Raw genomic sequence first — 24,983 nt, forward strand, 5'->3', positions numbered from 1 at the left:
ACGCTTGCGCGTGCGTTTGGCTGCAAGCTCGAATCCAGTGGTGGCAAGGCTTGTCTGTTGCATCGCTCCACTGTCTCAGATCAGGCCGTCATGGGGCTGACTTTTGCAGACCTTCCCTAAGTGCTTGATCCACTTGGGCTTTTCTGTTTTTTTGTTTGGTCGGGGTGAGAGGATTCGAACCTCCGGCCTCTACGTCCCGAACGTAGCGCTCTACCAGGCTAAGCTACACCCCGATAAGTGGCGTGGTGCGTAGCAAAAAACTACGAGCGCCGCTCTAAAAGTTGAGCCGCCAATTCTAGCAAACTGTCGGTGTATGGATTGCTCGGCAATTGGCGTGCAGCGTCTATGGCGCGCTGGGCTTGGGCGGCTGCGGCGGTGCGTGCGCCTTCCAGTGCACCGCTGGTGCGCACGATGTTCGCAATGGCTGGTAAATCGTCAGTGTTACCGGTTTCTATGGCTTGCCGGATCATGGTGGCGTCGCTTGGTTGTGCAGCCTGCATGGCCAAAATGAGCGGCAGTGTGGCTTTGCCTTCGCGCAGGTCGTCGCCCAGGTTTTTACCCATTTCTGCCACGTTGCCGTCATAGTCCAGCACGTCGTCGATAACCTGGAATGCGGTGCCCAGCGATTGGCCATATTCAGCACACGCGGCTTCCAGTCCAGACGGTGCGTCTGCCAAGACCGCAGCCAGGCGGCTGCTGGCTTCAAACAGCTTGGCGGTTTTGGAGCGGATAACGCGCAGGTAAGCGGCCTCATCCAGCGAGGCATCGTGCATGTTCATCAATTGAAGCACTTCACCTTCAGCGATAACGTTGGTGGCATCGGCCAGAATTTGCATGACACGCATGCTTTCAGCTTCCACCATCATCTGAAAAGCGCGTGAATACAGAAAATCGCCCACCAGTACGCTGGCTGGGTTGCCAAAGATCTCGTTGGCGGTGGAGCGGCCACGGCGCAAGGTCGATTCATCCACTACGTCGTCATGCAGCAGCGTGGCGGTGTGAATGAATTCCACCACGGCGGCCAGGTTGAAACGATGCGGGCTGGGGCAGTTCAGAGCGCCACACGTTAACAGCAGCAAAGCGGGGCGCAGTCGTTTGCCACCTGCGGAGATGATGTAGCGGGCCACTTCGCCCACCAAGGGCACACCAGAATCTAGTCGCTGGGCGATGGTGATGTCCACCTGCTGCATATCGGCAGCGACAAGCGTTAGCGCACGGCTGGTGGGTGTGTGAGGGGCTGACAAGACAAACGATCCAGTACTCGGCAAAGTGGCGCAGAAGATGCCTGCACGCTTGGCGCAGAGTTGGGCTGATTATAGATTCGCTCTGTGGCTGAATTCGGCTGTATGCAGCATCGTTTGCCAGTGATCTCTGAGACTGATAAAATGCGCAGTTCCCTGGAAATCCGTTCAGGGGAAAACTTTCAAAGAGGTTTCTTTACATGTACGCGGTCATAAAAACCGGTGGCAAGCAGTATCGCGTTGCCGCTGGCGAGAAGATCAAGATAGAACAGATTGCTGCGGACGTGGGTCAGGAGATCACCATCGACCAGGTGCTGGCTGTCGGTAACGGCGGCGAGTTACAGGTTGGTGCTCCTCTGGTCGCTGGTGCCACTGTGGTGGCCAAGGTGCTCAGCCACGGCAAGCACGACAAGGTGCGCATTTTCAAGATGCGCCGTCGCAAGCACTATCAGAAGCGCCAAGGCCATCGCCAAGGCTATACCGAGCTTGAAATTGGTGCCATCAACGGCGGCAAATAAAGCACAAGGAGTTCAATCACCATGGCACAGAAAAAAGGCGGCGGTTCCACGCGAAATGGCCGCGATTCCAAACCCAAGATGCTGGGCGTGAAAGTATTTGGCGGTCAAACCGTCAGTGCAGGCTCCATCATCGTGCGTCAGCGCGGCACACGCTTTCATGCAGGCACCAACGTAGGTGTGGGCAAAGACCATACGCTGTTCGCGTTGGTGGACGGGCAAGTGTCGTTTGCCACCAAAGGTGCGCTGAACAAGAAAACGGTGGAGATTAGTCCGCTGGCAGCCTGATCGGACGCAAGTCACAACCGTTTTGCAAGAAGCCTCGCCTGTGCGGGGCTTTGCTGTTTTGGTGGCTTGTGCGCGTTCGACGCTGATCCCGTGGCTTTAGAGCGTGTTCAAAGTATTCTCGCGACCATGTGGGCGCGTCTTCGGGCGGTCTGCTGCGTTGCAAATCCTTGCTGATACCCGCCTGGTATCGCTGCGATTTGCGCCTTGCATCCCGTCCCATCCCGATCCGCATTCCACACCTCTTTCGCAAAGACTTTGAACAACGTTCTTACACTCTGAGGTGATCATGAAGTTCGTTGACGAAGCTTATATCGACATCGCTGCGGGCGACGGCGGCAACGGTTGCGTGTCGTTTCGGCACGAAAAATACAAGGAGTTTGGTGGTCCCAACGGTGGTGACGGTGGCCGCGGAGGGCATGTGTATGCTGTGGCTGATACCAACCTCAACACGCTGGTCGACTTTCGCTACGCACGCAGGCACGAGGCCAAACGCGGCCAGCATGGCATGGGTTCGGACATGTTTGGTGCGGCGGGCGATGACGTTACGCTCAAGATGCCGGTGGGTACCCTGATCAGCGATGCTGAAACAGGCGAGGTGCTGTACGAGCTGCTGACGCCGGGCGAAACCCTCATGATCGCCAAAGGCGGCGATGGCGGCTTTGGCAACATGCGCTTCAAAAGTGCCATCAACCGCGCGCCCCGGCAAAAAACCCCGGGCTGGCCGGGTGAGCGCAAAAGCCTGAAGCTGGAGCTGAAAGTGCTGGCCGATGTGGGTCTGTTGGGCATGCCTAATGCAGGCAAATCAACCTTTATTGCGGCTGTCAGCAATGCGCGGCCAAAAATAGCCGATTACCCCTTTACCACCTTGCACCCCAACCTGGGCGTGGTGCGGGTGGGGCCAGCGCAGAGCTTTGTGGTGGCCGACATTCCCGGTCTGATTGAAGGGGCCAGCGAAGGCGCGGGCCTGGGCCACCAGTTTTTGCGCCATTTGCAGCGCACCCGCTTGTTGCTGCACATCGTGGATATGGCACCGTTTGACGATGCGGTTGACCCGGTGCAGCAGGCCAAGGCCATTGTGGCCGAGCTGAAAAAATATGACAAAACCCTGTACGACAAACCGCGCTGGCTGGTGCTGAACAAGGTGGACATGCTGTCCGCCGAGGAGCGCGAGGCGCGGGTCAAAAACTTCATCAAACGCTTGCGCTGGAAGGGGCCAGTGTTCGAGATATCAGCGTTGACCCGCGAAGGCTGCGAGCCGCTGGTGCGTGCCATCTACGGCCAGGTTCAGGCCGAGCAACAGGCCGATGCGCCCGAATCAGTTCCTGATCCACGCTTTGCTTCTGACTAACTTAAAGCTACAAATAATATAGCTGCTTGCGCAGACTGAATAAGCGCTAAACCCCTACATCATATGGAACAAAACATCTCCAGCGTGTTGCGCCAGGCGCGCCGCATCGTCATCAAGGTTGGCTCCAGCCTGGTCACCAACGAAGGGCGCGGGCTGGACGCAGCGGCCATTGGCGAGTGGTGCAGGCAAATGGCGGTGCTGGCGCAGGGCGATGGCGCGCTGGGGCTGGTGGGGCGGCGCGAAGTCGTCATGGTGTCCAGTGGCGCGATTGCCGAAGGCATGAAGCGGCTGGGCTGGGCCAAGCGCCCGCGTGAGGTCAATGAGCTGCAAGCCGCCGCTGCCGTGGGGCAAATGGGTTTGGCGCAGATGTACGAAACCAAGCTGCGCGAGCACGGCCTGCGCAGCGCCCAGGTGCTGCTCACGCACGCTGATTTGGCTGACCGTGAGCGCTATCTCAACGCCCGTTCCACGCTGATGACGCTGCTGCACTATCAGGTGCTGCCGGTCATCAACGAAAACGACACGGTGGTCACCGACGAAATCAAGGTGGGCGATAACGATACGCTAGGCGCGCTGGTGGCCAATTTGATTGAGGCCGACTTGTTGATCATTCTGACCGACCAAAAAGGCTTGTACACAGCCGATCCGCGCAGCAACCCGGCGGCTGAATTTGTGCACGAGGCCCGCGCGGGCGATGTGGCGCTGGAGCGCATGGCCGGTGGTGCAGGCTCAGCCATTGGCAAGGGTGGCATGCTGACCAAGATTTTGGCCGCCAAGCGGGCGGCTGGCTCGGGGGCGTCCACGGTGATCGCCTGGGGACGTGAACACGATACACTGCTGCGCCTGGCTGCAGGCGAGCGCATCGGCACCCTGCTGGTGGCACCGACGCAAAAAACCCAGGCGCGCAAGCAATGGATGGTCGATCACCTGCAATTGCGCGGCGCGCTGGTGGTGGATACTGGTGCAGCCACCAAGCTGCGGCACGAGGGCAAAAGCCTGCTGCCCATTGGCATGACGCAGGTTGAAGGTGTGTTTTCTCGCGGCGACGTGGTGGCCATCCGCGATCAGACTGGTGCTGACGTGGGGCGCGGCTTGGCCAATTACTCCAGCGCCGAGGCACGCCTGTTGTGCCGCAAGCCGTCCAGCGAAATGGGGGCGCTGCTCGGCTACAGCGCCGAGCCGGAGATGATTCATCGCGACAATCTGGTGCTGGCGCGCTAAAAGCGCCATCGCTCAACGAGCTGGATTGCCAGTGATGTCAGGCGGCACGCTCAACGGCCACTTCCCAAAGCGCCTTGGGTTTCATGTATTTGCGACTGACGAAGTGCTCAAGCGACAGTTGCCTCCACCCATTGGCGAAGAGTTCTGCGACAGACGCTTCATCAAAGAACCGCTTGGCTTGCCCGTTGACCATGAAGAAGTTGGGTTCGATCTCAGGGTGCCCGCTCGCACCGAAGTTGTGATCTTCGGTAGAGTTCAAGCGACAGAGCAGCAGACCTCCGGGTCGCAGTGTCTCTCGAATTCTTTGGACGATTGAAACCGTTTCTTGCCAAGAGAAGTAATGCAGCGACAGACTTGCAATGACTGCTCCACTGCCTTGGGATGATGTGGGAGAGGGGCTTGAACGTCGCGGCATTCGATCATGGCGGCTGGCACGCGAGCTTTGGCCAAGGCAACAGCGGTGCAAGAAAGATCGAAGGCTACAACCCGAAGACCGGCCTTGGTGAGGGTGGCCGTGTCGTCGCCATGACCGCACCCAATCTCAAGCACAGGGGCGTCAGTGGCGCACTCAGAAATCAACGGTAACCAGCGAGTAAGCCAAGGGTCGTGAAGCATCGTGTGAAAACGCTTAATGCGAAAGTGAGAGGCTGCCGGGACAAAGTGCAGGAAACCACGCGCGCAGCTTATGGTGATGTGAAAGAGAACGTGCGACAAGCTGCTGGGTTGAATGTCGCGCAGGTCAGTAATAGATGGAGCGGTTGCCCGTGCGCAGCTCGCGCACCATGTCCTGTGCGGTGCGTCGCAGCGTGGTGCCCACGCACAGTCCGTCGCGCGCCAGCCGCAAAGGGTGTGCCACCACCACGCCCGACTGCCCACGCATGGGTTTCCAGTCTTCGTCTTCCGAAGGGTTCCACGGGTTGCCGGGCGTTTGGCGCGCATACACGCGATATTCGCCCGTAGCACAGCGGATGCCTTCGTACGACGCATTGATGGCCGACGGGCCGCGCGCGACCACCACGTAACGTACCACCCCCGTTTGCTGGTTCAATACCAGGGTATCGGGATCCAGCCCCATCTTCACGTTTGATCTGACCGGCATTTCAATGTCGATCAGGCCGCTGGTGCTGTAGGCAGGCGGTGGGGGCACCGGGTCTTCACGCCAGTTGGGATCAACCTCGCCCAACAGCGGTTGCGCCCAGGCCGTTATGGCGCAGGCGCACAGGGTCGTCATCAGCGCCAATGAGCGCGTCAGCAGCGGCCACCACGGCATACGTTTCATGCGTCCTCGTGTGGCGCTAGCGGCCCAGACGCAGGCGTGCCGCTGCTGTGGCCCACCGAGACATCGTTGGCGACCCACGCATCGTGCGAATGCGCTTGCCGACCCTGGGGACGTCGCTCGTCTTGCTCTTGTGTTTGAATCGGCGGCGGCCCGTGGCGATCACGCGGCCGTACGCCACCGCGCAGGTAGCGGTTGCGGTGTTCTTGCCGTGGCAGGTGGCGCGCCAATTCGGTCAGCGCCATTTCGTACACACCGCGTTTGAATTCAACCACCACATCCAGCGGTACCCAATAATCGTTCCAGCGCCAGGCGTCGAACTCCGGATGGCTGGTGGCGCGCAGATTCAACTGCCAGTCGTAGGCCATCAGTTGAAGCAGATACCAGATCTGCTTTTGGCCTTTGTAATGGCCGCGCGCGTCGCGGCGGATGAACCGGTCTGGCACCTCGTAGCGCAACCAGTCACGGGTTCGGGCCACGATGCGCACATGCTCGGGCTGAAGGCCCACTTCTTCGTGCAGCTCACGGAACATGGCCTGCTCGGGCGATTCGCCCCGGTCAATGCCGCCCTGTGGGAACTGCCAAGAATGGCTGCGTATGCGCTTGCCCCAAAATACCTGATTTTTCTGGTTGAGCAAGATGATGCCGACGTTCGGGCGAAAGCCTTCCCGGTCAAGCATAATCAAACCCCAATTTTCAAAAAGTTGCAGCCATTATGCACGCCCGTCTGGGTGCAGCAAGTGGGCACAAACCCCCGCGCGGCTTTTAACCCAGTCGGCCGCCAGCGCAGTCGCCACGCCATGAAAGCTTCCCAGTTTCTGATTTCCACCCTCAAAGAGGCTCCGGCGGATGCCGAAGTGATGAGCCACCGGCTGATGATGCGCGCGGGCCTGGTCAAGCGCCTGTCGGCGGGTATTTACACCTACATGCCCATGGGCTTGCGCGTGATCCGCAAGGTGGAAGCCATCGTGCGCGAGGAGATGAACCGCGCTGGTGCCGTGGAATGCGCCATGCCGGTCGTACAGCCCGCCGAGCTGTGGCAGGAAACTGGTCGCTTTGAAAAAATGGGGCCTGAGCTGCTGCGCCTGAAAGACCGGCACGAGCGCGACTTTGTGGTGCAACCTACCAGCGAAGAGGTGGTGACCGACATCGCCCGGCAAGAGTTCAAAAGCTACAAGCAACTGCCACGCAACCTGTACCAGATTCAGACCAAGTTCCGCGACGAACGCCGCCCGCGCTTTGGCCTGATGCGCGGGCGCGAGTTCACCATGAAAGATGCCTACAGCTTTGACCGCGACGAAGCGGGTGCCCAAAAAAGCTACCAGGTCATGGCCGATGCCTACCGCGCCATTTTTGACCGCTTTGGCTTGACGTACCGCGCTGTGGCGGCCGATTCTGGGGCGATTGGTGGCGATTTGAGCGAGGAGTTTCAGGTCATCGCTGCCACGGGCGAAGACGCCATCGTCTACAGCACTGGCAGCGATTACGCCGCCAACATGGAAAAGGCCGAGGCGCTGGCACCGCAAGGCCCGCGTCAGGCACCAACGCTGCCGATGACCAAAACCCCCACACCGGGCAAAAGCACCTGCGCCGACGTGGCCGAATTGCTGGGCTTGCCACTGACACAAACTGTCAAGTCCCTGGTGCTGGCCACCGACACGCTGAACGCGCAGGACGAAATTGCCAAGACGCAAATCTGGCTGCTGCTGCTGCGTGGCGACCATGACCTGAACGAGGTCAAGGCCAGCAAGGTGCCGGGGCTGGATGTGGGTTTTCGCTTTGCCAGCGTGCCCGAAATCATTGAGCACTTCGGCACCAAACCCGGCTATCTGGGGCCGATCGGGCTGCAAAAGCCAGTCAAGATCGTCGCCGACCGTGAAGTGGCTGTGATGGCCGACTGGGTGTGCGGTGCCAATGACGAGGGCTTTCACATTACCGGCGTCAACTGGGGGCGCGATTTGCCCGAGCCGGATGCGGTGGCCGACGTGCGCAACGTGGTCGCCGGCGATGCGGCACCCGACGGCAAAGGCCAGATCGCCATCGAGCGCGGCATCGAGATTGGCCACATCTTCTACCTGGGCACCAAATACAGCGTGGCGATGAACGCCACCTTTTTGGACGAAGACGGCAAACCCAAACCTTTTCAGATGGGTTGCTACGGCATCGGCATCACGCGCCTGCCCGCTGCTGCCATCGAGCAAAACCACGACGAACGCGGCATCATCTGGCCTGACGCCATTGCCCCTTTTACGGCGGTGATCTGCCCGGTGGGCATGGACCGCAGCGAAGCCGTCAAAACCACCGCCGAGGCGCTGTATGCCGATCTGCTGGCCGCTGGTGTCGACGTGATTTTGGATGACCGCGGCGAGCGCCCCGGTGCCATGTTTGCCGACTGGGAACTGATTGGTGTGCCGCACCGCATCACCATCGGCGACAAGAGCCTGAAAGAAGGTCAGGTGGAATACCAGCACCGCCGCGACAGTGTGGCGACCAAAGTACCAGTGGCTGACGCGGCTGGTTTTGTGAAGGCGCGCCTGAAGCCATAACGGGTGGGCCGAAAACCGTTGCCAAAGAAAAGACCGTTGCAAAAATCATTGCGGCAACTGTTGTCTAAGGGGGTTTGATAGTTTTGGACAGAAGAACAGCCATATTGCGCTTGTCGACATTGCCTGGAATGTTGCTTTTTTCAGGGCAATCGCAGGCAGGCAGGCAGTTGGAAGAGCCATTGGTTGATTCTGTGCGCACGGCCTTGTCGTCGGCCATTGCCAACAGTGCGCCGCCAGTGCCGGTGTTTGCCAGCACCGAGGCGCGACTGGCTTACCTGCGTTGGTTGTCGGCCATGAGCGATCGCCTGTATCCGCGCAAGAAAAACTTTACCGACCGCACCGATTTTCTGCAAACCGTCTGGTACGAAAGCAAGCGCGCCGGGCTGAACACCTCGTTGGTACTGGGTTTGATTCAAGTGGAAAGCGCGTTCCGCAAATTTGCCGTTTCGCGCGTGGGCGCACGCGGCTACATGCAGGTCATGCCGTTTTGGACCCGCGTGATTGGCGACGGCGATCCCGGCAAACTGTTCCATATGCAAACCAACCTGCGCTTTGGCTGCGTGATCCTGCGCCACTACCTCGATCGCGAGCGTGGTGATGAATACATGGCCTTAGGCCGCTACAACGGCTCGCGCGGCAAGCCGCAATACCCCAATGCGGTGTTCGGTGCGCAAAAAAAATGGCTGTACACGCCTTGAGTGCCGGGGTGATGATCAGAGGTTAAACCCAGATCCAGCAGTTGACCGCTTGTGCTCTTCTTGAAAGCCGCATGAATACACCACTTTCTGCCCTTTCCCCAAGCTTACCCTGGAGGTCAAGGCGCTACGCACCCATTGGCACTGCGCTCGCCGCGCCATGCGGCGTTGCTCGTCCTTGCGGGCAGCAAGCCCGCAGCGTCCTCGCGTCTTGCCTGGCACGCCGATCACAGCACCATCGGATGCGTCCAACTGCCGGATCTAGGTTGAAAGCAGGTGCTACCGCTTGACCTTGTTCAAGGTTGGGGTTTGTCGGGCGCGGTACGCTTGTTGCAAATAGTTCCTATTTTTTGTTGCGGCTTGATCGATGCTAAAGCGTATGCGTATGCGTATGCGTATGCGTATGCCTATGCATCGTGCGATGTCGCACCACAGCCCTTTTTCAGCCAGCCCGCGTCCTTGGGGTGCCAGCCAGCCACCAACCGCATGCCCTCCCAACGTCCTTGGGCATGTTTGTTTTGGGAGCGCGCTAAAAATGTCCAGCCTGTCGGATTTTTGTTCTTGTGTGATGGCTTGCAAGCGTGGCCATTTGTCATTGGGTTTAAATCTGCCATTGGGTTTAAGTTTGGGCTATACGCCTTCGTCCTTGGCGCTGGCCGCCGCCGCCGTGATTCTGGGCCAGGCCGCAGCGGCCCAGCCAGTGGCACCGACAGCCGTCGCCAGTGAAGCGACGGCACCATCGCCAGCCGATGCGGCTACCCTGGCCGAGGTGTCGGTCACGGCCAAGGGACATGCCGCGGCCACGGTGGATACACCCGCTTCGGTGGAGGTCATCACCGCCGATGACATCGTTGAAAAAGGCACCACCAGCTTAGGGCAGGCGTTGGTGGGCGAGCCGGGCCTGTCTGCCACCAGCGACGGCGCGCCCAACATGAACCCGGTGGTGCGCGGGCTGAAAAAAGAATCGCTGGTGCTGATGGTCGATGGCATGCGGGTCAACTCGGCCCAGCCCTATGGCGCGGTCAGCTCGTTTGTCTCGCTGGGGCTGGCCGATCGGGTGGAGGTGCTCAAAGGCCCGGCGTCGGTGCTGTATGGCACAGGTGCGTTGGGCGGGGCGGTGAACGTGTTGCTGCCGCAGGCGCGCTTTGATGCGGGCGTGTCGGGCCGCCTAGGGCTGCGCGCGGCCAGTGGCGACCGCAGCGTGGGTGCCACTGGCTTGGTCAACTGGAGCGGGGGCGACCACGCCTTCATGCTGGGCGCAGCGGGCGCGCATTACAACGATTACCGCGCAGGCGGCGACCGGGTGGACCGCACCAGTTACGAAGCCGACGCGGTGATCGGCCAGTACCGCTATCGCATCGACAGCGCGCAGCAAATCCGCCTGTCGTTCCAGCGCGATAACCTGCACGATGCGTGGTATCCCGGCTCTACCCAGCCGAACGCCAATCCCATGGTCGGCTCCACCACCGTCCATTCGCCCCGGCAGTCGCGCCAGTTGGCAGAAATTGGCTACAGCCACAAGGGCCGCGGCCCGGTGGATTTTGATGTGCGGCTGTACCACCAAAGCATCGACCGCAAGATCAGTGCCTGGGCCAATGGGCCGATGCAGCGGGATATGACCAAGACCGACGTGTCGTTCGACACCACTGGCCTGGACGCGCGCGCCGACTGGGCGCTGAACGAGCAGCACTTGCTCAGCTTTGGTTTCAATGGCTGGCGCATGAAGGCATCGCCCGATCGCCACATGTTCAACAGCGGCGCGTATGTGCAAAACAACCCGTTTGATGACGGGCGCGTGCAGGCGCTGGGCGTGTACGTGCAGGACGACATGCGCTTTGGCAGGCTGGGTGTGGTGGCCGGGCTGCGCTACGACCGCGTGCACGGCAATGCCGATTCGGTGGCCAATGGTGCGGTCACCACGGGTTTGAAGCGCAACGACAGCGCGGTGTCGGGCAGTCTGGGCGCGATTTATGAAGTGCATCCGTTGTTCAGGCCCTATGTGGGTTTGTCACGCGGCTTTCGTGCGGGTGACATGCGCGAGCGCTTTGAGGCGTCGCCGCGCGGCGACGGTTATATGTACCTGGGCAACCCGCAGATCGAGCCTGAGGTGGCGCACCAGATCGAAGTGGGCGTGAAAGGCCAGTCGCCCGAGCTGCAATGGTTTGCTGCCGCCTACCGCAATCGCATCAGCGACTACATCACCGGCCAGGCCACTGGCGCAACCCAAAACGGTCTGCCGGTGCGGCGAACCGTCAACTTGGGCAGCGTGCGCATTACCGGGCTGGAGCTGGGCGCGCGCTGGCAGTTCATGCGCGGCCAGTGGCTGGGCCTGGGTTATTCGCATCTGCGCGGGCGCAACAAGGATCTGGACGAGCCGCTGTACCAGATGCCTGCCGATGAAGTGTCGATCACCTGGGAGGGTCAAATCGGCTGGGGTTGGAGCGCCGACGCGCGCGTGCGCCACGTGCGCCAACAAAACCGCGTAGCCACCGTCTTCTCGCGTGGGCTGGAAGACGCCACCCCCGGCTTCACCACGCTGGACATCGGGGCCACCTGGGTGCGCGGCCCGCACCAGGTGCGCGTGGCTGTGACCAATCTGACCGACCGTGAGTACCATGAGCACCTGGCCGAGGGGCTGGCGGGCTATGAAGTGCTGGCCCCGGGCCGCTCGGTGGCCGTCAATTACCGTCTTGAGTTCTGAATCATGCTGAATCGTCGAAGGCTTGTGCAATGCGCTGCCGCTGCGCTTGCGGCTCCATCTGCGGCTGTGCTGCGCGCCCAGGCCGCTGACCCGGTGGCGCTGCGCCTGTCCGGCCCGCCCGCGTCGGTCAGCAACCCGCTGATCCATCTGGCCGCGCAAGGGCGCTGGCCTGCGCTGTCGGACCGCATCAGCTTCAAGCCCTGGCGCGACCCCGACCAGTTGCGCGCGCTGGCCTTGCGCACCGAGGCCGACTTTGTCGCCATGCCCACCAACGTGGCGGCCAATCTGTACAACCGGGGCGTGCCTTTGAGGCTGGTCAACGTATCGGTGTGGGGCATTTTGTACATCGTCTCGCGCGATGTCGGGCGCAAGACCCTGGCCGACTTTCGGGGCGAAGAAATCGCCCTGCCGTTTCGCCAAGACATGCCCGATCTGGTGTTTCAGGAAACCGCCCAGGGGCTGGGCCTGAACCCGCAAACCGACTTCAAACTGCGCTACGTGGCCTCGCCGCTGGACGCCATGCAACTGCTGCTGACCCGGCGCGTGCGCCACGCGCTGCTGGCCGAACCGGCGGTGTCCATGGCCTTGCACAAAACCAAATCGTTTCCCGTCAGCGCGGTTGCGCCGGATTTGTACCGTGCGGTCGACGTGCAGCAGGAATGGGCGCGTGCCTTCAAACGCCCGCCGCGCATGGCGCAGGCGGGTATTGCCGCACTGGGGCCTGCCGCACAGGACGCCGCCTTGCTGGCGCGCTTTCAGCAAGCCTATGTCGAGGCCAGCGCCTGGTGCCAGGCCAATCGGCTGGCCTGCGGCAAAGAGGTGGCCGCCGTCGAGTCGCGCCTGAGCGTCGAGGCCGTGGCCGACAGCCTGAGCGTGGCACCGCTCGACCCCGTGCCTGCCGCTCAGGCGCAGGGCGAAGTGATGTTCCTGTTCGAGCGGCTTTACAAGCGCAACCCGCAATTGCTGGGCGGCAAGCTGCCGGACGCGGCTTTCTTTGCAGGCGCATGACGGCAGTGCGATGACCCCCCACGGCGCTGGCGGCCAGTCGCCCGAACTTTCTGAAAAACCGCGATCCGGCTGGCTGGCGCGCGCAGGCCACTACCTGTGGGGCGGCTGGACGGGTGTGGCCAGCGTGCTGCTGTTCATCGCTGCCTGGGATGCGCTGGCCCGGCAAGTGGGGCCGCTGGTGCTGCCCACGCCGCAAGACACCTTGGCCAGCCTGCACCAGATTGCCCAGCAGCCGCAAGCCTGGCGCGATCTGGGGGCCACGGCGCGGCGGGCGTTGACGGGCTACGGGTTGTCGGTGCTGGCCGGGGGCTTGCTGGGCATGGCGGTGGGCGCGTCGATCACGGCCACCATGATGGCCAGGCCGTTGGTCACGCTGTTGATTGGCATGCCGCCCATCGCCTGGCTGGTGCTGGCCTTGCTGTGGTTTGGCAGCGGCGATGCCACGCCGGTGTTCACCGTGTTCGTGGCTTGCTTTCCCATTGTGTTTGTGGGCGCGTTGCAAGGCACCCGCACGCTGGACGGCCGCCTGCGCGAGCTGGCGCAGGCCTACCGCCTGCCGCTGACGCAGCGGCTGACCGATGTGTACTTGCCGCACATCGCGTCTTACCTGTTTGCGGCCTGCATCACGGCGCTGGGCGTGTCCTGGAAAGTGGTGCTGATGGCCGAGCTGCTGGCCAGCGCCGACGGTGCGGGCGCGCAACTGGCGGCCACCCGCAGCCATTTGGACATGGGTGGCACGCTGGCCTGGGTGTCGGCGGTGGTGGGCCTGCTGTTGCTGACCGAATACCTGGTGCTGGAGCCGATCCGGCGCGAGATGGAACGCTGGCGCGGCGCGCCGGAACAACAGACGTGAAGCCGGCATGATGACGACACTGCCCGCGCTGGCGTTGCACGCCATCGGCCACCGCTACGGCCCCGCGACAGTGCTCGAAGGCGTTGACTTGCAGGTGCCGCCAGGCGAGGTGGTGGCGCTGCTGGGGCGCTCAGGCTGCGGCAAGACCACCTTGCTGCGCATCGCTGCGGGCTTGCTGACGCCCAGCGAAGGCCGCGTAGACACCGATTTTTCGCGCCACGCCATCGTGTTCCAGCAGCCCAGCCTGCTGCCCTGGCAGCGCTTGCTGGACAACATTGCGCTGGGCCTGAAAGCCCGGGGGCTGGCGCGTGCTGAACGGCGCGCCCGCGCGGCCACGCTGGCGGCGCAGGTGGGGCTGACAGAGCAAGACCACGCCAAATACCCGGCCGAGCTGTCGGGCGGCATGCAAAGCCGCGCTGCGCTGGCGCGCGCTTTTGCGGTGGAGCCAGCCCTGCTGCTGATGGACGAGCCGTTTTCGGCGCTGGACGTGGGTTTGCGCGCCGAAATGCATGCACTGCTGGCGCAACACATTCACGACCACGCCGCTGCGGCGCTGCTGGTTACGCACGACGTGATGGACGCCGTGCGGCTGGCGCACGGCCTGGTGTTCATGGTGCCCGATCCAGGGCGCGTGCTGGTGCGCTTTGGCATGGCGCAACCGCTGAACCAGCGCGATGACGAATGGGTGTTCCACCACACTGCGCTGTTGATGGCGCACCCGCTGGTGCGCCAAGCCTTCAGCCTGCCGCCGTTGACGCCGGAGGCCGCCGCGTCTGCGCAAACGCGGCTGGCCGCCAGCGGCATTCACATGCTGGCCTGTCCAGCGCAGGCCACACCGGTGGTCAGGGGTGCAGGCTGTGGCTGATGGCGGGGCAGCTTCCTGGTCTCGGCGCTTGCTGGCGACGCCGCTGATGTGCTGCGGCTTTCGCCCGTTTTTTCTGGGCGCGGCGCTGTGGGGCGCGGGGGCGCTGCTGCTGTGGATGGGCATGCTGTCGGGCGCGTTGCCCATGTCTGTGGCACCGCTGGGCGGCCCGGTCTGGCATGCGCACGAAATGGTGTGGGGCTTTGGCATGGCCGCCGTGACCGGATTTTTGCTGACGGCGGTGCCCGAATTTACGGCCACGCCTGCCTTTGCGCCGCGCGACACGGCCTGGCTGCTGGCGTTCTGGCTGGCCGCGCGGGCGTTTGGACTGCTGGGTCTGGCGGGTCTGGATGGCCTTGCCCAGGTCTGGCTGATGGCCTTGCCCAATCTGGCGCTGGTGCTCTGGCTGGGCGCACGCATTGCGCCGCGCCTGCTGGTGCAGCCTGATCGCCCGCACCTGGGCTTTGGCCTGGCGGTGGCCGCACTGGCCTTGCTGGAAGCGGGTTTCTGGTGGGACGCTGTGCAGGGGCAGGCTGACATGCGCTGGGTCAATGCGTTGGTGGGCGTGATGATGGTGCTGATCGTGCTGGCGCAAAGCCGCATTTCCATGCGCCTGCTGCACGGCATGCTGGACCACCTGGGCGTGCACGAGGCCGATTACCGTGCGCCGCCGCCCCGGCGTGGGCTGGCCATCTTCGGCATTGCGCTGGTGACGGCTGCCGAGTTGCTGGGCACGTCCACCCCCACGTTGGGCTGGCTGGCCCTGGCCACGGCGGCGGCCGTGCTGGCGCTGATGACCGACTGGCACTTTGGCCGCGCATTGCTGCACCGCTGGGTCTGGCCGCTGTATGCGGTGTACGTGGGCATGGCCGCAGGCTTTGCGCTGATGGGTCTGGCCTGGCTGGGCGCGCCTTGGGCACCGTCCGCAGGCCGCCACCTGCTCACCGTGGGCAGCATGGGGCTGGCGGTGCTGGCGGTGATGAACATCGCCGGGCGCATCCACGCGGGCCGCGCACTGGACGACCGGCGCTGGCGGCTGGTGGCCACGGGCCTGCTGGTGCTGGCCGCGCTGGCGCGTGCCGTGTCTGCCATGCCGGTGGCGGGTGTGGCCATGCTGGCCTGGTGGTGGGTGGCCGCGCTGGCTTGGGTGGTGGCCTGGCTGCTGTTCGCCGTGTTTGCGTGGCAACACTTGGTCGGTCCCCGGCTGGATGGCGGCACAGGTTGTGAAGAAGCGCTGGGCAATGGCATACCTGCTGCCTCGTCATCCTGTAAGCATTGACATGATCAACGGCCCTACAACCTGAAATCTGGAATCGGGTGCGCCACATGTGAAATATTGTGGACAAGAGAGTATGTGTCGAGCGCGTTTGTGGTTTGCTGAAATCAAAAGGCTATGAGTGGCTTAATTGTTTCTGATTGCGTCAATCTGGAACATGAAATCAAGGGAGAGAAAAATGATGCGTATTCGTCGCTCGGCGATGGTCATGTGCTGGGGGTTGATGGGCTTGATCACTACCGTACAAGCTGCGCCACCTTTGCAAACCTGCACTGCGGCCCAAGTACGCGCTGCGGAACGCTACTGGTTCACCGGTAACCGAGTGGCCATTGATTTTGGAATTTCTGGCAACGCCTACACCCTGTCCACCAATGCCTCAACGGTTGGTAGCGTGGCGGAAGGATCTACGGTGATTACCGATAACAACGGTACTCTCCAGTTCTGGCTGGGTGCAGGCAACATCTACAACCGCGATCAAGTGCCTATGGTTAACGGCACGGGCATTGTAGGCGGGGCCAGTGCAGTACAAATGGCGGCTGCATTCAATGCGCCCGGTGTTCCTGGGCGTTATTTTGCGGTGACTACGAGCGGCACAGGAGGAAGCCCTACGCCAGCGCCGGGGCAATTGCGTTACAACATCATCGACATGACAGCCAATGGTGGATTGGGGGAAGTGGTCACCAAGAACGTGGTCATTCCAGGAGTTTCTTCCAATGAGTTGTTGACAGCCATACCCACCAGCGATGGTTTGGGACACTGGGTGTTGACCACCCAGTTCAATTCCAGCAATCTGATTGCGGTGCGCTTTGATGACAGCGGCCCTGTGGGATCCCCGGTTGTTACCACACTTTCAACATTTATCCGACGAGTTTATGGGAGCATTTATTTCAGCCCTGATATGACCCGCATGGCGGTGTTGACCAGTGACATTCTTGCCCGTGACGGCAACCGTGTCTTTCTGATGGAATTTGACGCTGCGACAGGCGCAGCGACCGAACTGGCCGTCTGGCAGGTGCCGGTGGGCGGAACGGCAGATACAAATGCTGGTAGCAGCGGAAATCGCACTGCCTACGCGGCAGACTTTTCGCCCAGTGGTGATTATTTGTATGTTTCGCAAATCTATCCTGGCCGTCTGTGGCGTTACAACTTGACCACCGAAACTAGTGCTGCCATTGAGGTTTCGCAAGAGTTTGTGGGCATCACGGGTGATACTGCGTCTGCACAGGGCGGTGGTCATGTACGTCGCGGGCCAGATGGTGCCATGTGGGTGGGCAATCGCGGCAGTAGTGCTGGCACGACCCTAACTCGTATTCCTGACCCGGATGCAGCCACCGTTACAGATATCGGGTTTTCTCAGGGTAACGTGGCTTTACCCGTAGGCGTGTCAACTTATTGGGGCTTGCCCCAAACGGTGGCTGGTTGCGCGCGCGCTTATGAACCGGATGCAGTTCCAACCATCACTGCCCCGACAGCACCTGTAAATACCGGCACCGTGCAAAGTATTGTTGTGACTTTTGCCAATGAAGGCACGCTGGGCAACGTGGCCGATGGTCTTGGCACCATCACCTTGCCTCCGTATGTGCGCTTGTCTGGCGCACCGCCCGCAGGGTGCACGGTGGTTGCTGTACCCGCCACCGACCCGCAAGTGCTGTCCTGTGATTTGTCCAGTGCAGGCTTGGGGCCATTGGCTCCTGCCGCTGTGGTGCCGGTGAATTTTCAGGTGGTGGTTTCTACGCCGGGCACCTACGCCATTGATGTCGCTATTACGGGTGTTACCGATGAAGTTAATACGGCCAATAACACGACATCGGCTGCAATCACTGCGGTGATGAGTCCTTCGCCTGCTGGAGGAGGGCTGACGGCAGTGCCCACACTTTCTCAGGCGTTGCTTGGTTTGCTTGGTCTCATGATGGCAGGCTTTGCAGCGTTGCGTTGGCAGCAGCGGGCTTGATCGACCATTGCTATCCATGCTGAACGGGAGGCGATAGGCCTCCCGTTTTTTATGATTTGCTTGTGCCGCTGATGTCCTGATTTTTTTGACGGCAGAATCGACTTCATGCACGGCGTGGCAACAATTTTCCCCACAACCAAACCGCTTTCTGCGCCGCAAAAAGCGCTGCGCAAGCTGGGGCTGGTGCGCCCAATCGATCTGGCCTTGCACTTGCCGCTGCGCTACGAGGACGAAACGCGCCTGAGCAAGCTGCGTGATGCGCGTGAAGGCGATGTGGTGCAGTTCGAGGCCGAGGTCACGCAGCAAGAAGTGACTTACCGCCCGCGCCGCCAGTTGCTGGTGACAGTCAACGATGGCAGCAGCGCAGCAGTGCTGCGCTTTTTCAACTTTTACCCTTCGCAGCAAAAGCAGATGGCGGTGGGCCAGCGCTTGCGCGTGCGTGGTGAATTGCGCGGCGGTTTTGCGGGCCTCAGCATCATGCACCCCACGGTGCGTGCAGCCGGTGGTGCACTGCCCGAAGCCATGACGCCGGTATACCCCACGGTGGCGGCGTTGCCGCAGGCGTATTTGCGCAAGGCCGTGCTGGCGGGGCTGGCGCAGGCCGATTTATCGGAAACGATCGCGCCCCAAGTTTTAAATCAAATCGTCAACCAGAGCTTGTGGAATCTGCGCAACGCGCTCTCATTTTTGCATCAACCAACGCCTGATACCGCGCTGGCGCAACTCGAAGACCGCAGCCACCCGGCCTGGCAGCGTTTGAAAGCCGAGGAGCTGCTGGCGCAGCAGTTGTCGCAACTGCACACCCGCCGCGCGCGCGCGCGCTTGCGTGCCCCGGTGCTGCAAGGCGTGGCGGGCGGCGTGACCGAGCAATTACTGGTCGAGCAATTGCTGGCCGTGCTGCCTTTCACGCTGACGGCGGCGCAGCACCGCGTGGCGGGCGAAATTGCACACGATTTGGCGCGCACCCAGCCCATGCACCGCCTGCTGCAAGGCGACGTGGGCAGCGGCAAGACCGTGGTGGCGGCGCTGGCGGCAGCCACCACCATTGACGCCGGCTGGCAATGCGCGCTGATGGCCCCCACGGAAATATTGGCCCAGCAGCACTTTGCCAAGCTGACCGAATGGCTGACACCCCTGCTGGCCGCGCGCGGCCAGCGCGTGGCCTGGTTGACTGGCAGCCAGAAGAAAAAAGAGCGCACCGAGATGCTGGCGGCCGTCGAATCCGGTGAGGCCGCACTGGTGGTGGGCACCCACGCCATCATTCAGGCGCAGGTGGTCTTCAAACAACTGGGCCTGGCGGTGATTGACGAACAGCACCGCTTTGGCGTGCAGCAGCGGCTGGATTTGCGCAACAAGCTGTCGAATGCGGGCATCGCCGCCGGGCCGCCCCAAGGCGATGCAGCCCCCTCGGGGGGCAGCGAGCTGCGCAGCGGCGCAGCGTGGGGGCCGTCGGCTCAAGAACCCCACCTGCTGATGATGAGCGCCACGCCCATCGCGCGCACGCTGGCGATGAGCTATTACGCCGACTTGGACGTGTCCACCATCGACGAGCTGCCGCCCGGGCGCACGCCAGTGGTCACCAAGCTGGTGGCCGCGCACCGCCGCACCGAGGTGATCGGGCGCATCCGCGATCAGGTCGGGCAGGGGCGGCAGGTGTACTGGGTCTGCCCGCTGATCGAAGAAAGCGAGGCGCTGGACTTGCGCAACGCGACCGAAACGCATGAAGAGCTGGCCGCTGCGCTGGATGGTGTCAGCGTCGGCCTGCTGCACTCGCGCATGCCGGTGGCCGACAAAAAAGTGGTGATGGCGCAATTCACCCAAGGCCAGATGGCGGTGCTGGTCAGCACCACCGTCATCGAAGTGGGCGTGGACGTGCCGAACGCCAGCCTGATGGTGATCGAGCACGCCGAACGCTTTGGCCTGAGCCAGTTGCACCAGTTGCGCGGGCGCGTGGGGCGCGGTGCGGCGGCATCGGCCTGCATCTTGTTGTATGAAGTGCCCGATGGCGGCCGCTTGGGCGAGACGGCGCGCGCGCGCCTGAAAGCCATGGCTGAGACCAGCGACGGCTTTGAAATTGCCCGGCGCGATCTGGACATCCGTGGCCCCGGTGAATTTCTGGGTGCGCGCCAAAGCGGCGCGGCCCTGCTGCGCTTTGCCGATCTGGCCGAAGACGCGCCTTTGCTGGCGTGGGCGCGGCAGGCCGCTGCCTACATGCTGGATCACACGCCCGATCTGGCACAGCGCCATGTCGATCGCTGGCTGGGCGGGCGCGAAGATTTTTTGAAGGCGTGACTTCGTGCGGCTTGACCTTGCCACCGTGTCACACTTCAAACTCACAGGCATCGATAGGCTTTCAACGAGGACTTACGCCATGCAACAGCAACTCACCGTCACCGGCATGACCTGCGGCCATTGCGAGGCCGCAGTGCAGCGCGCCATCAAGCAACTGGATGGCAATGCACAGGTCAAGATTGACCGCGCCGCCAACCTGGTCGAGGTGGAATCCAGCCAGCCGCGCGAAGCCATTGCCGCTGCTATCCGCGAGGAAGGCTATACGGTGGCCGCATGAACACCGATCCGGCCGCAGGCCCGGTGCCGATTGGCGAGGCCGCGCGCGCCTCGGGCGTGTCGGCGCGCATGGTGCGGCATTACGAGGCGCTGGGTTTGCTGGGCGAGGTGGGCCGCACCGACGCGGGTTATCGCCTTTACACCGCGGCTGATTTGCACACCCTGCGCTTTATCAAGCGCGGGCGCGACCTGGGTTTTTCGATGGCCGAGATTGGCGAGCTGGTCAGCCTGTGGCACAACCGTCAGCGCGCCAGCAGTGAGGTCAAGCGCATTGCCGAGCAGCACGTGGGCGAGCTGGACAAGCGCATCGCCGCCTTGCAGGAGATGCGCCACACCTTGCGCACGCTGCTGATGCACTGCCACGGCGATGCGCGCCCCGAGTGCCCGATCCTGGACGATCTGGCTGGGCCATCGCCGGCTGAGCACTGCGGCTGAAAAGCTGAAGACCGTAGCGCGGGTCGCTACCTCAGCTTTGCCCATCTTTACAAAGCCTCATCTAAAAGCGATCGCACGGACACACAAGCGGGGCAGACTTCATCTCAAGCCGGTGCACCACTTTCAGCCGCGCCGGTCAGGACCCTTCGTGGTTTTGTTGTATTGAAAAAAGGAGTCTGTCATGACCATCCGCACTTCTCGCCAACTGTTGCTTTCCGCCTTGATCGCTGGGGCTTGCACCGTGGCATCGGCCCAGACCTCGCCTCCGCCGCCGCCGGCCAGCGCCCCTGTGGCTGGTGAAAAGGCAGCCCGCCCGGCCCCTGGTGACCGCCGCGCAGGCCGCATGGATCCGGCTGAAATGGAAAAACGCATGGCCGAACGCCACGCTCAGCGTCAGGCTGATTTGAAGGCTGCGCTGAAAATCACCGCCGCCCAGGAAACCGCCTGGGCCACCTACAGCGCGGCCATGCAGCCGCCCAAGCTGGACGATAAGCAGCGCCCCAGCCGCGCAGACATGGACAAGCTGACCACGCCGCAGCGCATCGATTTGATGGAGCAAATGCAGCAGCAGCGCGCTGCCGACATGAAAAAGCGCGGCGATGCCATCAAGGCGTTTTACGCCCAGCTCACGCCTTACCAGCAAGGGGTGTTCGACCAGCGCGCCATGCGCGGCTTTGGCGGCGGTGGTGAGCACCGCGGCCCAGGCCAAAAAGGCAAGGGCAAAGGCGGCCGCGACCATCGTCATGGCGGCGACCACGGCCCGCGTGGCGGCCCCGGCCCCGATAGGGATCAAGGCCCAGCGTCGCGTTGATCGCCACACTTGATCTGACAAAGCCAGCATGCGCTGTGGCGCGGCTGGCTTTTTTGCGTATCAAAAGCAAGGCACCCGGCGTGCACAGGTGACAGACCTGCCCAAGGCGCGCCACTACCATGCGCCGATGAACCTTGCTGACCCTGCCCCAACCCCGACGATTCCGCCGCCAGAAGGCTGCATCGACACCGAAGTACGCGATGGCGTGCTGCTGATCGGCATCAACCGCCCGGCCAAACGCAACGGCTGGACGGTGCCCATGTTCCGCCAACTGGCCGATGCCTATACCCGGCTGGACGACGACCCTGCGCTGCGTGTGGGTGTGCTGCATGCGTTTGGCGAGCACTTTACCGCCGGGCTGGATTTGCCCGCCATCGCGCCTTACATGCAGCGCGGTGAAGACATCATTGCCTATGGCATGGTGGAGCCATATGACTATGGTCAGCCTGGCTACCGACGGCGCACCAAACCGATGGTGGTGGCCGTCAGGGGTATTTGTTTTACGGTGGGCATCGAGCTGATGCTGGGTGCCGACATCGTGGTGGCGGGCGAGCAATGCCGCTTTTCACAACTGGAGGTGCAGCGCGGCATCATGGCCACGGGCGGTGCCACCTTGCGCATGGCCGAGCGCGCCGACCTGGGCAACGCCATGCTGCACCTGCTGACGGCTGACGAGTTTGACGCTGCCGAGGCGCTGCGCCTGAACTTCGTGCAAAAGCTGGTGCCGAATGACCAGGTGTTGGCCGAGGCGCTGCGCATCGCCGGGCAGATTGCCGCGCAAGCCCCGCTGGCCGTGGTCGCCACGCGGCAAAACGTACTCAAGGCGGTGGAATGCGGCCCGGTGGTGGCCATGCAGGACTTCATCAACACGCAAAAACGCCTGGCGGGCAGCGAAGACGCCGCCGAGGGCGTGCGCGCTTTTGTCGAGCGGCGGCCCGCGCGGTTTACGGGGCGCTGAAGGGGTTGCGGGGTATCTGTGGCGTGCAGGCGGACAGCTTGACGGTGGTTCACAGTGTTCAGTCGGCCATTTCATCCCCGGCAGTGAACACGGTCAGCACGCCGGTGTAGCCATACAGATCGCGCCCGGCAATCTCGCCGCCCGCAAAAAAACCGACCAGCGGCACGTCACCCAGTGCGTGGCGCAGGATGTGCATTTCAGCGCCCGGTGCGCCGAAGTGCGGCCCACCACGGCCCGCACAACTGATGTAGATCGCCCCGCGAATGCGGCGCGCCAGGTGTGGGGCGATCACCTCATCGGCGGCCACCAGGGCGGCGGCCATGCTGTGGGTCAGCGCTTCAGGCTCCAGCTCTTCGCGGATTTCGGCGGCCATGCGCATCAAATCGGCCCGAGCGGCGCTGGGGCTGCGCTCGCAAAAGGTCAAGCGCTGACCGGGATGGGCCTGACCGGCAATGGCAATGCCGCGCCGGGATGGGTCAACCCCAATGATGTGGCGCACCAGTGCATCGGCGTCCAGATGACGGCTGCGGTGTAGTTGGGCGCGGGCATCGTGGTGACTGCCCAGGCCAACCAGCGTTTGGCGCACCACGGCCAGCGCCTGTTGGGGCTGATTGAGGCTGATGCCCAAATCGCGCAGCATCACATCCAGTGCGGGCTGGCCATCCAGCGCCAGCAGCACGTGACCGTCTGTCGCAGTGATCTGGCGCGCGGGTGCCACCGGCTGGCAACCTTGGCTGACGCGCGAGATTAACGCCACGTCGTCACCAAACGCGACGCCCGACAAGCCACCTTGAAGCGCCCCGCCCGCTGCACCTTGGCCTGGGGTATTGCCGTGGCCCGACAGGGCAAACTGCACGGCCTGGCTGCGACTGGCAGTCAGGCCACCAAACAGATAGCCCGAAGTCGTGCGCGCGGCCATCTCGGCGATCAGCTCAGTGTTGTCGGGCAATTGGGCGTCGACATGCACCAAGGCGGTGTGCGGTGTAAAACGGTGGCGCTCAGGCAATGGTGCAACACCTGAAAACACGCGGTATTGGTCGACCGGCAGATCGCACAGCATGACGCACAGCGCAGGCTCGTCCATGTATTCGGCCCCGCTGGCACAAATGCCCACGCCCACGGTGCCCGCCCAGTCGGTCACCTCAGGCAGCTCGGCACTCAAATGGTCCAGGATGGCGCTGGCGTGTGGCGCGAGATGGTCGGTGATGTACAGCAGCCCCAGCGTGGGTGCGCTGGCGTGGCCCGGCAACGCCATTTGCGCCCGCAACTGGGCCAGCACCAGCCCGCACGCCATGGGCCATTGCGGGTGGGTGGCATGGCCACAGGGGAACAGGGGCATGGTGGCCGTGCGTGAATGTGGTGTGGGTGGCCGCTGTCAGCGGCTGGTCTTGAAAGGCGGCGGCAGCGGCCAGCCCAGCAACTGGGCGCGCGGGGTACGTGCGGCGGGTTTGGCCCCCTTGGCGCGGGAAGGGGATGCTTTTTTGGCGGCCGATTTTGAGATTGATTTGGCCGTGCGCGACGTGGTTTTGGCCTTTGGAGCGGGCTTTTTACGTCCGGTCGTTTTTTGGGCTGCTTTTTGGCTTTTGGCGCTTGCTTCGCCGACGCCAGAAGCTGCAGATTGTGAAGCGTCTTCAGCGCTGCCAGCCTCGTCCAAAGGTGCGTTGTGCGCTGCTTCACGCAGTGCACTGGCGGCGATATTTTGAAACTGCTGCGTCAGTGCGCCCCACCATTGCATGGGGTCGGCCATGGCGCTGGTCGGATCAGAGGTGGATTTAGCGGCGCTTTGGCGTTTGGATGTGCGCGCGGGCTGGGCGCGGGCAGCAGGCGCAGCCTCAGGTTCGCTTTCGGGTTCAGGTTCCGGTGCGGGTGCTTCCATGCTGGGCACTGCCGTCGTCGCAGAAGCCATGGGCTGTGTGAAAGGCCACTGCGCTGATGCGGCGGCGGGCGTGGACGCGGGCGCAGCAGCAACAGGGGCGGCCGCAGGCATGCTGAAGGCTTTGGTGACTTCGGCCATGTTCATGTTCATGTCCGACAGCGTGGCCAGCGTCATGCGCTGCACTTGCAGCGCCTGGATGGTGGCCTTGAGCGCGGTGGAATTCTGGTCCAGCCAGAACTGCACCGCCTTCAGCTCGTTGATGCGTTTGTCCAGCTCTTCCACGCTGACGGTGGGGGCGATCCAGCCGCCCAGGCCGGGCAAACCAGCGCCAGCGCCGGTTGCACCACGTTGGTTGGCCAGTTTTTGCAAAAAATCAAATCCGGGAACGAATTTGCCAAAGTCAAACGGCTGGGCAGCGCTCATGGCGGCTCCTTTCCTTGTCTGTCGATTTATGTGAAGGAAGCGATGCCACCGCCCCTGGCGCAGTGCGTTGTCTCCGGGGCCGTGGCTGAACGTAGCTTAACGCAAACCGTTTCGGCGCTGCCACGTGGTTT

At 62.7% G+C, this 24,983-nt stretch carries 24 protein-coding genes and 1 tRNA gene; 17 read left to right on the forward strand and 8 right to left on the reverse strand.

Annotation, left to right across the window (positions count from 1 at the left end; genetic code table 11):
* Positions 1–156: 156 nt before the first annotated feature.
* Together ACK5NW_RS07965 and ACK5NW_RS07970 are read right to left on the reverse strand one after the other, a co-directional pair.
* Positions 157–233: transfer RNA gene (locus tag ACK5NW_RS07965), tRNA-Pro, on the reverse strand.
* Between the two features lie 27 nt (positions 234–260).
* The gene (locus tag ACK5NW_RS07970) at positions 261–1,190 is read right to left on the reverse strand and encodes a polyprenyl synthetase family protein (RefSeq protein WP_416926893.1); all 930 of its coding nucleotides are present in this window, start codon (positions 1,188–1,190) and stop codon (positions 261–263) included.
* A gap of 251 nt (positions 1,191–1,441) precedes the next feature.
* On the opposite strand from ACK5NW_RS07970, the gene rplU reads away from it, so the two are divergent.
* From rplU to proB, 4 genes are all read left to right on the forward strand, one after another.
* Entirely contained in the window at positions 1,442–1,759 is a 318-nt protein-coding gene (gene rplU / locus ACK5NW_RS07975; protein ID WP_416926816.1) for a 50S ribosomal protein L21, read from the forward strand.
* A 21-nt stretch (positions 1,760–1,780) separates the two neighbouring features.
* Positions 1,781–2,044: a 50S ribosomal protein L27 gene (gene rpmA, locus ACK5NW_RS07980; RefSeq protein WP_416926818.1), complete on the forward strand. Its 264-nt coding sequence runs from the start codon at positions 1,781–1,783 to the stop codon at positions 2,042–2,044.
* 286 nt (positions 2,045–2,330) lie between these two features.
* A complete protein-coding gene (cgtA, locus tag ACK5NW_RS07985; RefSeq protein WP_416926820.1) occupies positions 2,331–3,392 on the forward strand; it encodes an Obg family GTPase CgtA in 1,062 nt (353 codons plus the stop codon).
* A 63-nt stretch (positions 3,393–3,455) separates the two neighbouring features.
* Positions 3,456–4,613, forward strand: a complete 1,158-nt coding sequence (proB, locus tag ACK5NW_RS07990) for a glutamate 5-kinase (protein WP_416926822.1) — start codon at positions 3,456–3,458, stop codon at positions 4,611–4,613.
* A 37-nt stretch (positions 4,614–4,650) separates the two neighbouring features.
* Here proB and ACK5NW_RS07995 read toward each other — a convergent pair whose 3' ends face one another.
* From ACK5NW_RS07995 to ACK5NW_RS08010, 4 genes are all read right to left on the reverse strand, one after another.
* Positions 4,651–4,872 carry a hypothetical protein gene (locus ACK5NW_RS07995; protein WP_416926824.1) on the reverse strand — a complete coding sequence of 74 codons (222 nt, stop codon included), beginning with the start codon at positions 4,870–4,872 and terminating at the stop codon, positions 4,651–4,653.
* On the reverse strand, positions 4,869–5,228 hold the full coding sequence (locus ACK5NW_RS08000) for a class I SAM-dependent methyltransferase (RefSeq protein ID WP_416926826.1): 360 nt from the start codon (positions 5,226–5,228) through the stop codon (positions 4,869–4,871). Before ACK5NW_RS08000 ends, ACK5NW_RS07995 begins: the two co-directional genes overlap by 4 nt.
* Before the next feature lie 124 nt (positions 5,229–5,352).
* A complete protein-coding gene (locus ACK5NW_RS08005; protein ID WP_416926828.1) occupies positions 5,353–5,892 on the reverse strand; it encodes a CNP1-like family protein in 540 nt (179 codons plus the stop codon).
* On the reverse strand, positions 5,889–6,569 hold the full coding sequence (locus ACK5NW_RS08010) for an RNA pyrophosphohydrolase (RefSeq protein WP_416926830.1): 681 nt from the start codon (positions 6,567–6,569) through the stop codon (positions 5,889–5,891). Before ACK5NW_RS08010 ends, ACK5NW_RS08005 begins: the two co-directional genes overlap by 4 nt.
* 120 nt (positions 6,570–6,689) lie before the next feature.
* On the opposite strand from ACK5NW_RS08010, the gene ACK5NW_RS08015 reads away from it, so the two are divergent.
* From ACK5NW_RS08015 to ACK5NW_RS08075, 13 genes are all read left to right on the forward strand, one after another.
* Complete coding sequence (locus ACK5NW_RS08015) at positions 6,690–8,435, forward strand: proline--tRNA ligase (protein ID WP_416926832.1); 1,746 nt, start codon at positions 6,690–6,692, stop codon at positions 8,433–8,435.
* 128 nt (positions 8,436–8,563) lie between these two features.
* Positions 8,564–9,133, forward strand: coding sequence for a lytic transglycosylase domain-containing protein (locus tag ACK5NW_RS08020; protein WP_416926834.1), 570 nt, complete (start codon positions 8,564–8,566; stop codon positions 9,131–9,133).
* 565 nt (positions 9,134–9,698) lie between these two features.
* A complete protein-coding gene (locus tag ACK5NW_RS08025; RefSeq protein ID WP_416926836.1) occupies positions 9,699–11,831 on the forward strand; it encodes a TonB-dependent receptor in 2,133 nt (710 codons plus the stop codon).
* Positions 11,832–11,834: 3 nt separating this feature from the next.
* On the forward strand, positions 11,835–12,839 hold the full coding sequence (locus ACK5NW_RS08030; protein WP_416926838.1) for an ABC transporter substrate-binding protein: 1,005 nt from the start codon (positions 11,835–11,837) through the stop codon (positions 12,837–12,839).
* Positions 12,840–12,849: 10 nt separating this feature from the next.
* Complete coding sequence (locus tag ACK5NW_RS08035) at positions 12,850–13,692, forward strand: ABC transporter permease (RefSeq protein ID WP_416926840.1); 843 nt, start codon at positions 12,850–12,852, stop codon at positions 13,690–13,692.
* 7 nt (positions 13,693–13,699) lie between these two features.
* Complete coding sequence (locus tag ACK5NW_RS08040) at positions 13,700–14,557, forward strand: ABC transporter ATP-binding protein (RefSeq protein ID WP_416926842.1); 858 nt, start codon at positions 13,700–13,702, stop codon at positions 14,555–14,557.
* A gap of 28 nt (positions 14,558–14,585) precedes the next feature.
* A complete protein-coding gene (locus tag ACK5NW_RS08045; protein WP_416926844.1) occupies positions 14,586–15,833 on the forward strand; it encodes an NnrS family protein in 1,248 nt (415 codons plus the stop codon).
* A 178-nt stretch (positions 15,834–16,011) separates the two neighbouring features.
* Entirely contained in the window at positions 16,012–17,781 is a 1,770-nt protein-coding gene (locus ACK5NW_RS08050; protein ID WP_416926846.1) for a hypothetical protein, read from the forward strand.
* 114 nt (positions 17,782–17,895) lie between these two features.
* Positions 17,896–20,073, forward strand: a complete 2,178-nt coding sequence (gene recG, locus ACK5NW_RS08055; RefSeq protein WP_416926848.1) for an ATP-dependent DNA helicase RecG — start codon at positions 17,896–17,898, stop codon at positions 20,071–20,073.
* A gap of 79 nt (positions 20,074–20,152) precedes the next feature.
* A complete protein-coding gene (locus ACK5NW_RS08060) occupies positions 20,153–20,350 on the forward strand; it encodes a heavy-metal-associated domain-containing protein (protein WP_416926850.1) in 198 nt (65 codons plus the stop codon).
* Positions 20,347–20,784 carry a Cu(I)-responsive transcriptional regulator gene (gene cueR / locus ACK5NW_RS08065; protein WP_416926852.1) on the forward strand — a complete coding sequence of 146 codons (438 nt, stop codon included), beginning with the start codon at positions 20,347–20,349 and terminating at the stop codon, positions 20,782–20,784. The genes ACK5NW_RS08060 and cueR overlap by 4 nt, the downstream gene beginning before the upstream one ends.
* Before the next feature lie 181 nt (positions 20,785–20,965).
* The gene (locus tag ACK5NW_RS08070; protein ID WP_416926854.1) at positions 20,966–21,595 is read left to right on the forward strand and encodes a Spy/CpxP family protein refolding chaperone; all 630 of its coding nucleotides are present in this window, start codon (positions 20,966–20,968) and stop codon (positions 21,593–21,595) included.
* A 127-nt stretch (positions 21,596–21,722) separates the two neighbouring features.
* Positions 21,723–22,553, forward strand: a complete 831-nt coding sequence (locus tag ACK5NW_RS08075) for a crotonase/enoyl-CoA hydratase family protein (protein ID WP_416926856.1) — start codon at positions 21,723–21,725, stop codon at positions 22,551–22,553.
* A 58-nt stretch (positions 22,554–22,611) separates the two neighbouring features.
* Here the strand turns inward: ACK5NW_RS08075 and ACK5NW_RS08080 are convergent, their stop codons facing one another.
* Together ACK5NW_RS08080 and ACK5NW_RS08085 are read right to left on the reverse strand one after the other, a co-directional pair.
* Positions 22,612–23,892, reverse strand: coding sequence for an FIST signal transduction protein (locus ACK5NW_RS08080; RefSeq protein ID WP_416926858.1), 1,281 nt, complete (start codon positions 23,890–23,892; stop codon positions 22,612–22,614).
* Between the two features lie 36 nt (positions 23,893–23,928).
* A complete protein-coding gene (locus tag ACK5NW_RS08085; RefSeq protein WP_416926860.1) occupies positions 23,929–24,852 on the reverse strand; it encodes a PhaM family polyhydroxyalkanoate granule multifunctional regulatory protein in 924 nt (307 codons plus the stop codon).
* Positions 24,853–24,983: the final 131 nt, after the last annotated feature.

Source organism: Ottowia sp. (genome assembly GCF_047975795.1).
Classification (GTDB): Bacteria; Pseudomonadota; Gammaproteobacteria; order Burkholderiales; family Burkholderiaceae_C; genus Ottowia.

Bases quoted from the DNA above. Each gene is read 5' to 3' on its own strand.
- ACK5NW_RS07970 (WP_416926893.1), bottom strand. From the start codon at position 1,190: ATGCAGCAGGTGGACATCACCATCGCCCAGCGACTAGATTCTGGTGTG.
- rplU (WP_416926816.1), top strand. From the start codon at position 1,442: ATGTACGCGGTCATAAAAACCGGTGGCAAGCAGTATCGCGTTGCCGCT.
- rpmA (WP_416926818.1), top strand. From the start codon at position 1,781: ATGGCACAGAAAAAAGGCGGCGGTTCCACGCGAAATGGCCGCGATTCC.
- cgtA (WP_416926820.1), top strand. From the start codon at position 2,331: ATGAAGTTCGTTGACGAAGCTTATATCGACATCGCTGCGGGCGACGGC.
- proB (WP_416926822.1), top strand. From the start codon at position 3,456: ATGGAACAAAACATCTCCAGCGTGTTGCGCCAGGCGCGCCGCATCGTC.
- ACK5NW_RS08000 (WP_416926826.1), bottom strand. From the start codon at position 5,228: ATGCTTCACGACCCTTGGCTTACTCGCTGGTTACCGTTGATTTCTGAG.
- ACK5NW_RS08005 (WP_416926828.1), bottom strand. From the start codon at position 5,892: ATGAAACGTATGCCGTGGTGGCCGCTGCTGACGCGCTCATTGGCGCTG.
- ACK5NW_RS08010 (WP_416926830.1), bottom strand. From the start codon at position 6,569: ATGCTTGACCGGGAAGGCTTTCGCCCGAACGTCGGCATCATCTTGCTC.
- ACK5NW_RS08015 (WP_416926832.1), top strand. From the start codon at position 6,690: ATGAAAGCTTCCCAGTTTCTGATTTCCACCCTCAAAGAGGCTCCGGCG.
- ACK5NW_RS08020 (WP_416926834.1), top strand. From the start codon at position 8,564: ATGTTGCTTTTTTCAGGGCAATCGCAGGCAGGCAGGCAGTTGGAAGAG.
- ACK5NW_RS08025 (WP_416926836.1), top strand. From the start codon at position 9,699: ATGGCTTGCAAGCGTGGCCATTTGTCATTGGGTTTAAATCTGCCATTG.
- ACK5NW_RS08030 (WP_416926838.1), top strand. From the start codon at position 11,835: ATGCTGAATCGTCGAAGGCTTGTGCAATGCGCTGCCGCTGCGCTTGCG.
- ACK5NW_RS08035 (WP_416926840.1), top strand. From the start codon at position 12,850: ATGACCCCCCACGGCGCTGGCGGCCAGTCGCCCGAACTTTCTGAAAAA.
- ACK5NW_RS08040 (WP_416926842.1), top strand. From the start codon at position 13,700: ATGATGACGACACTGCCCGCGCTGGCGTTGCACGCCATCGGCCACCGC.
- ACK5NW_RS08050 (WP_416926846.1), top strand. From the start codon at position 16,012: ATGCGTATTCGTCGCTCGGCGATGGTCATGTGCTGGGGGTTGATGGGC.
- ACK5NW_RS08060 (WP_416926850.1), top strand. From the start codon at position 20,153: ATGCAACAGCAACTCACCGTCACCGGCATGACCTGCGGCCATTGCGAG.
- cueR (WP_416926852.1), top strand. From the start codon at position 20,347: ATGAACACCGATCCGGCCGCAGGCCCGGTGCCGATTGGCGAGGCCGCG.
- ACK5NW_RS08070 (WP_416926854.1), top strand. From the start codon at position 20,966: ATGACCATCCGCACTTCTCGCCAACTGTTGCTTTCCGCCTTGATCGCT.
- ACK5NW_RS08075 (WP_416926856.1), top strand. From the start codon at position 21,723: ATGAACCTTGCTGACCCTGCCCCAACCCCGACGATTCCGCCGCCAGAA.
- ACK5NW_RS08080 (WP_416926858.1), bottom strand. From the start codon at position 23,892: ATGCCCCTGTTCCCCTGTGGCCATGCCACCCACCCGCAATGGCCCATG.
- ACK5NW_RS08085 (WP_416926860.1), bottom strand. From the start codon at position 24,852: ATGAGCGCTGCCCAGCCGTTTGACTTTGGCAAATTCGTTCCCGGATTT.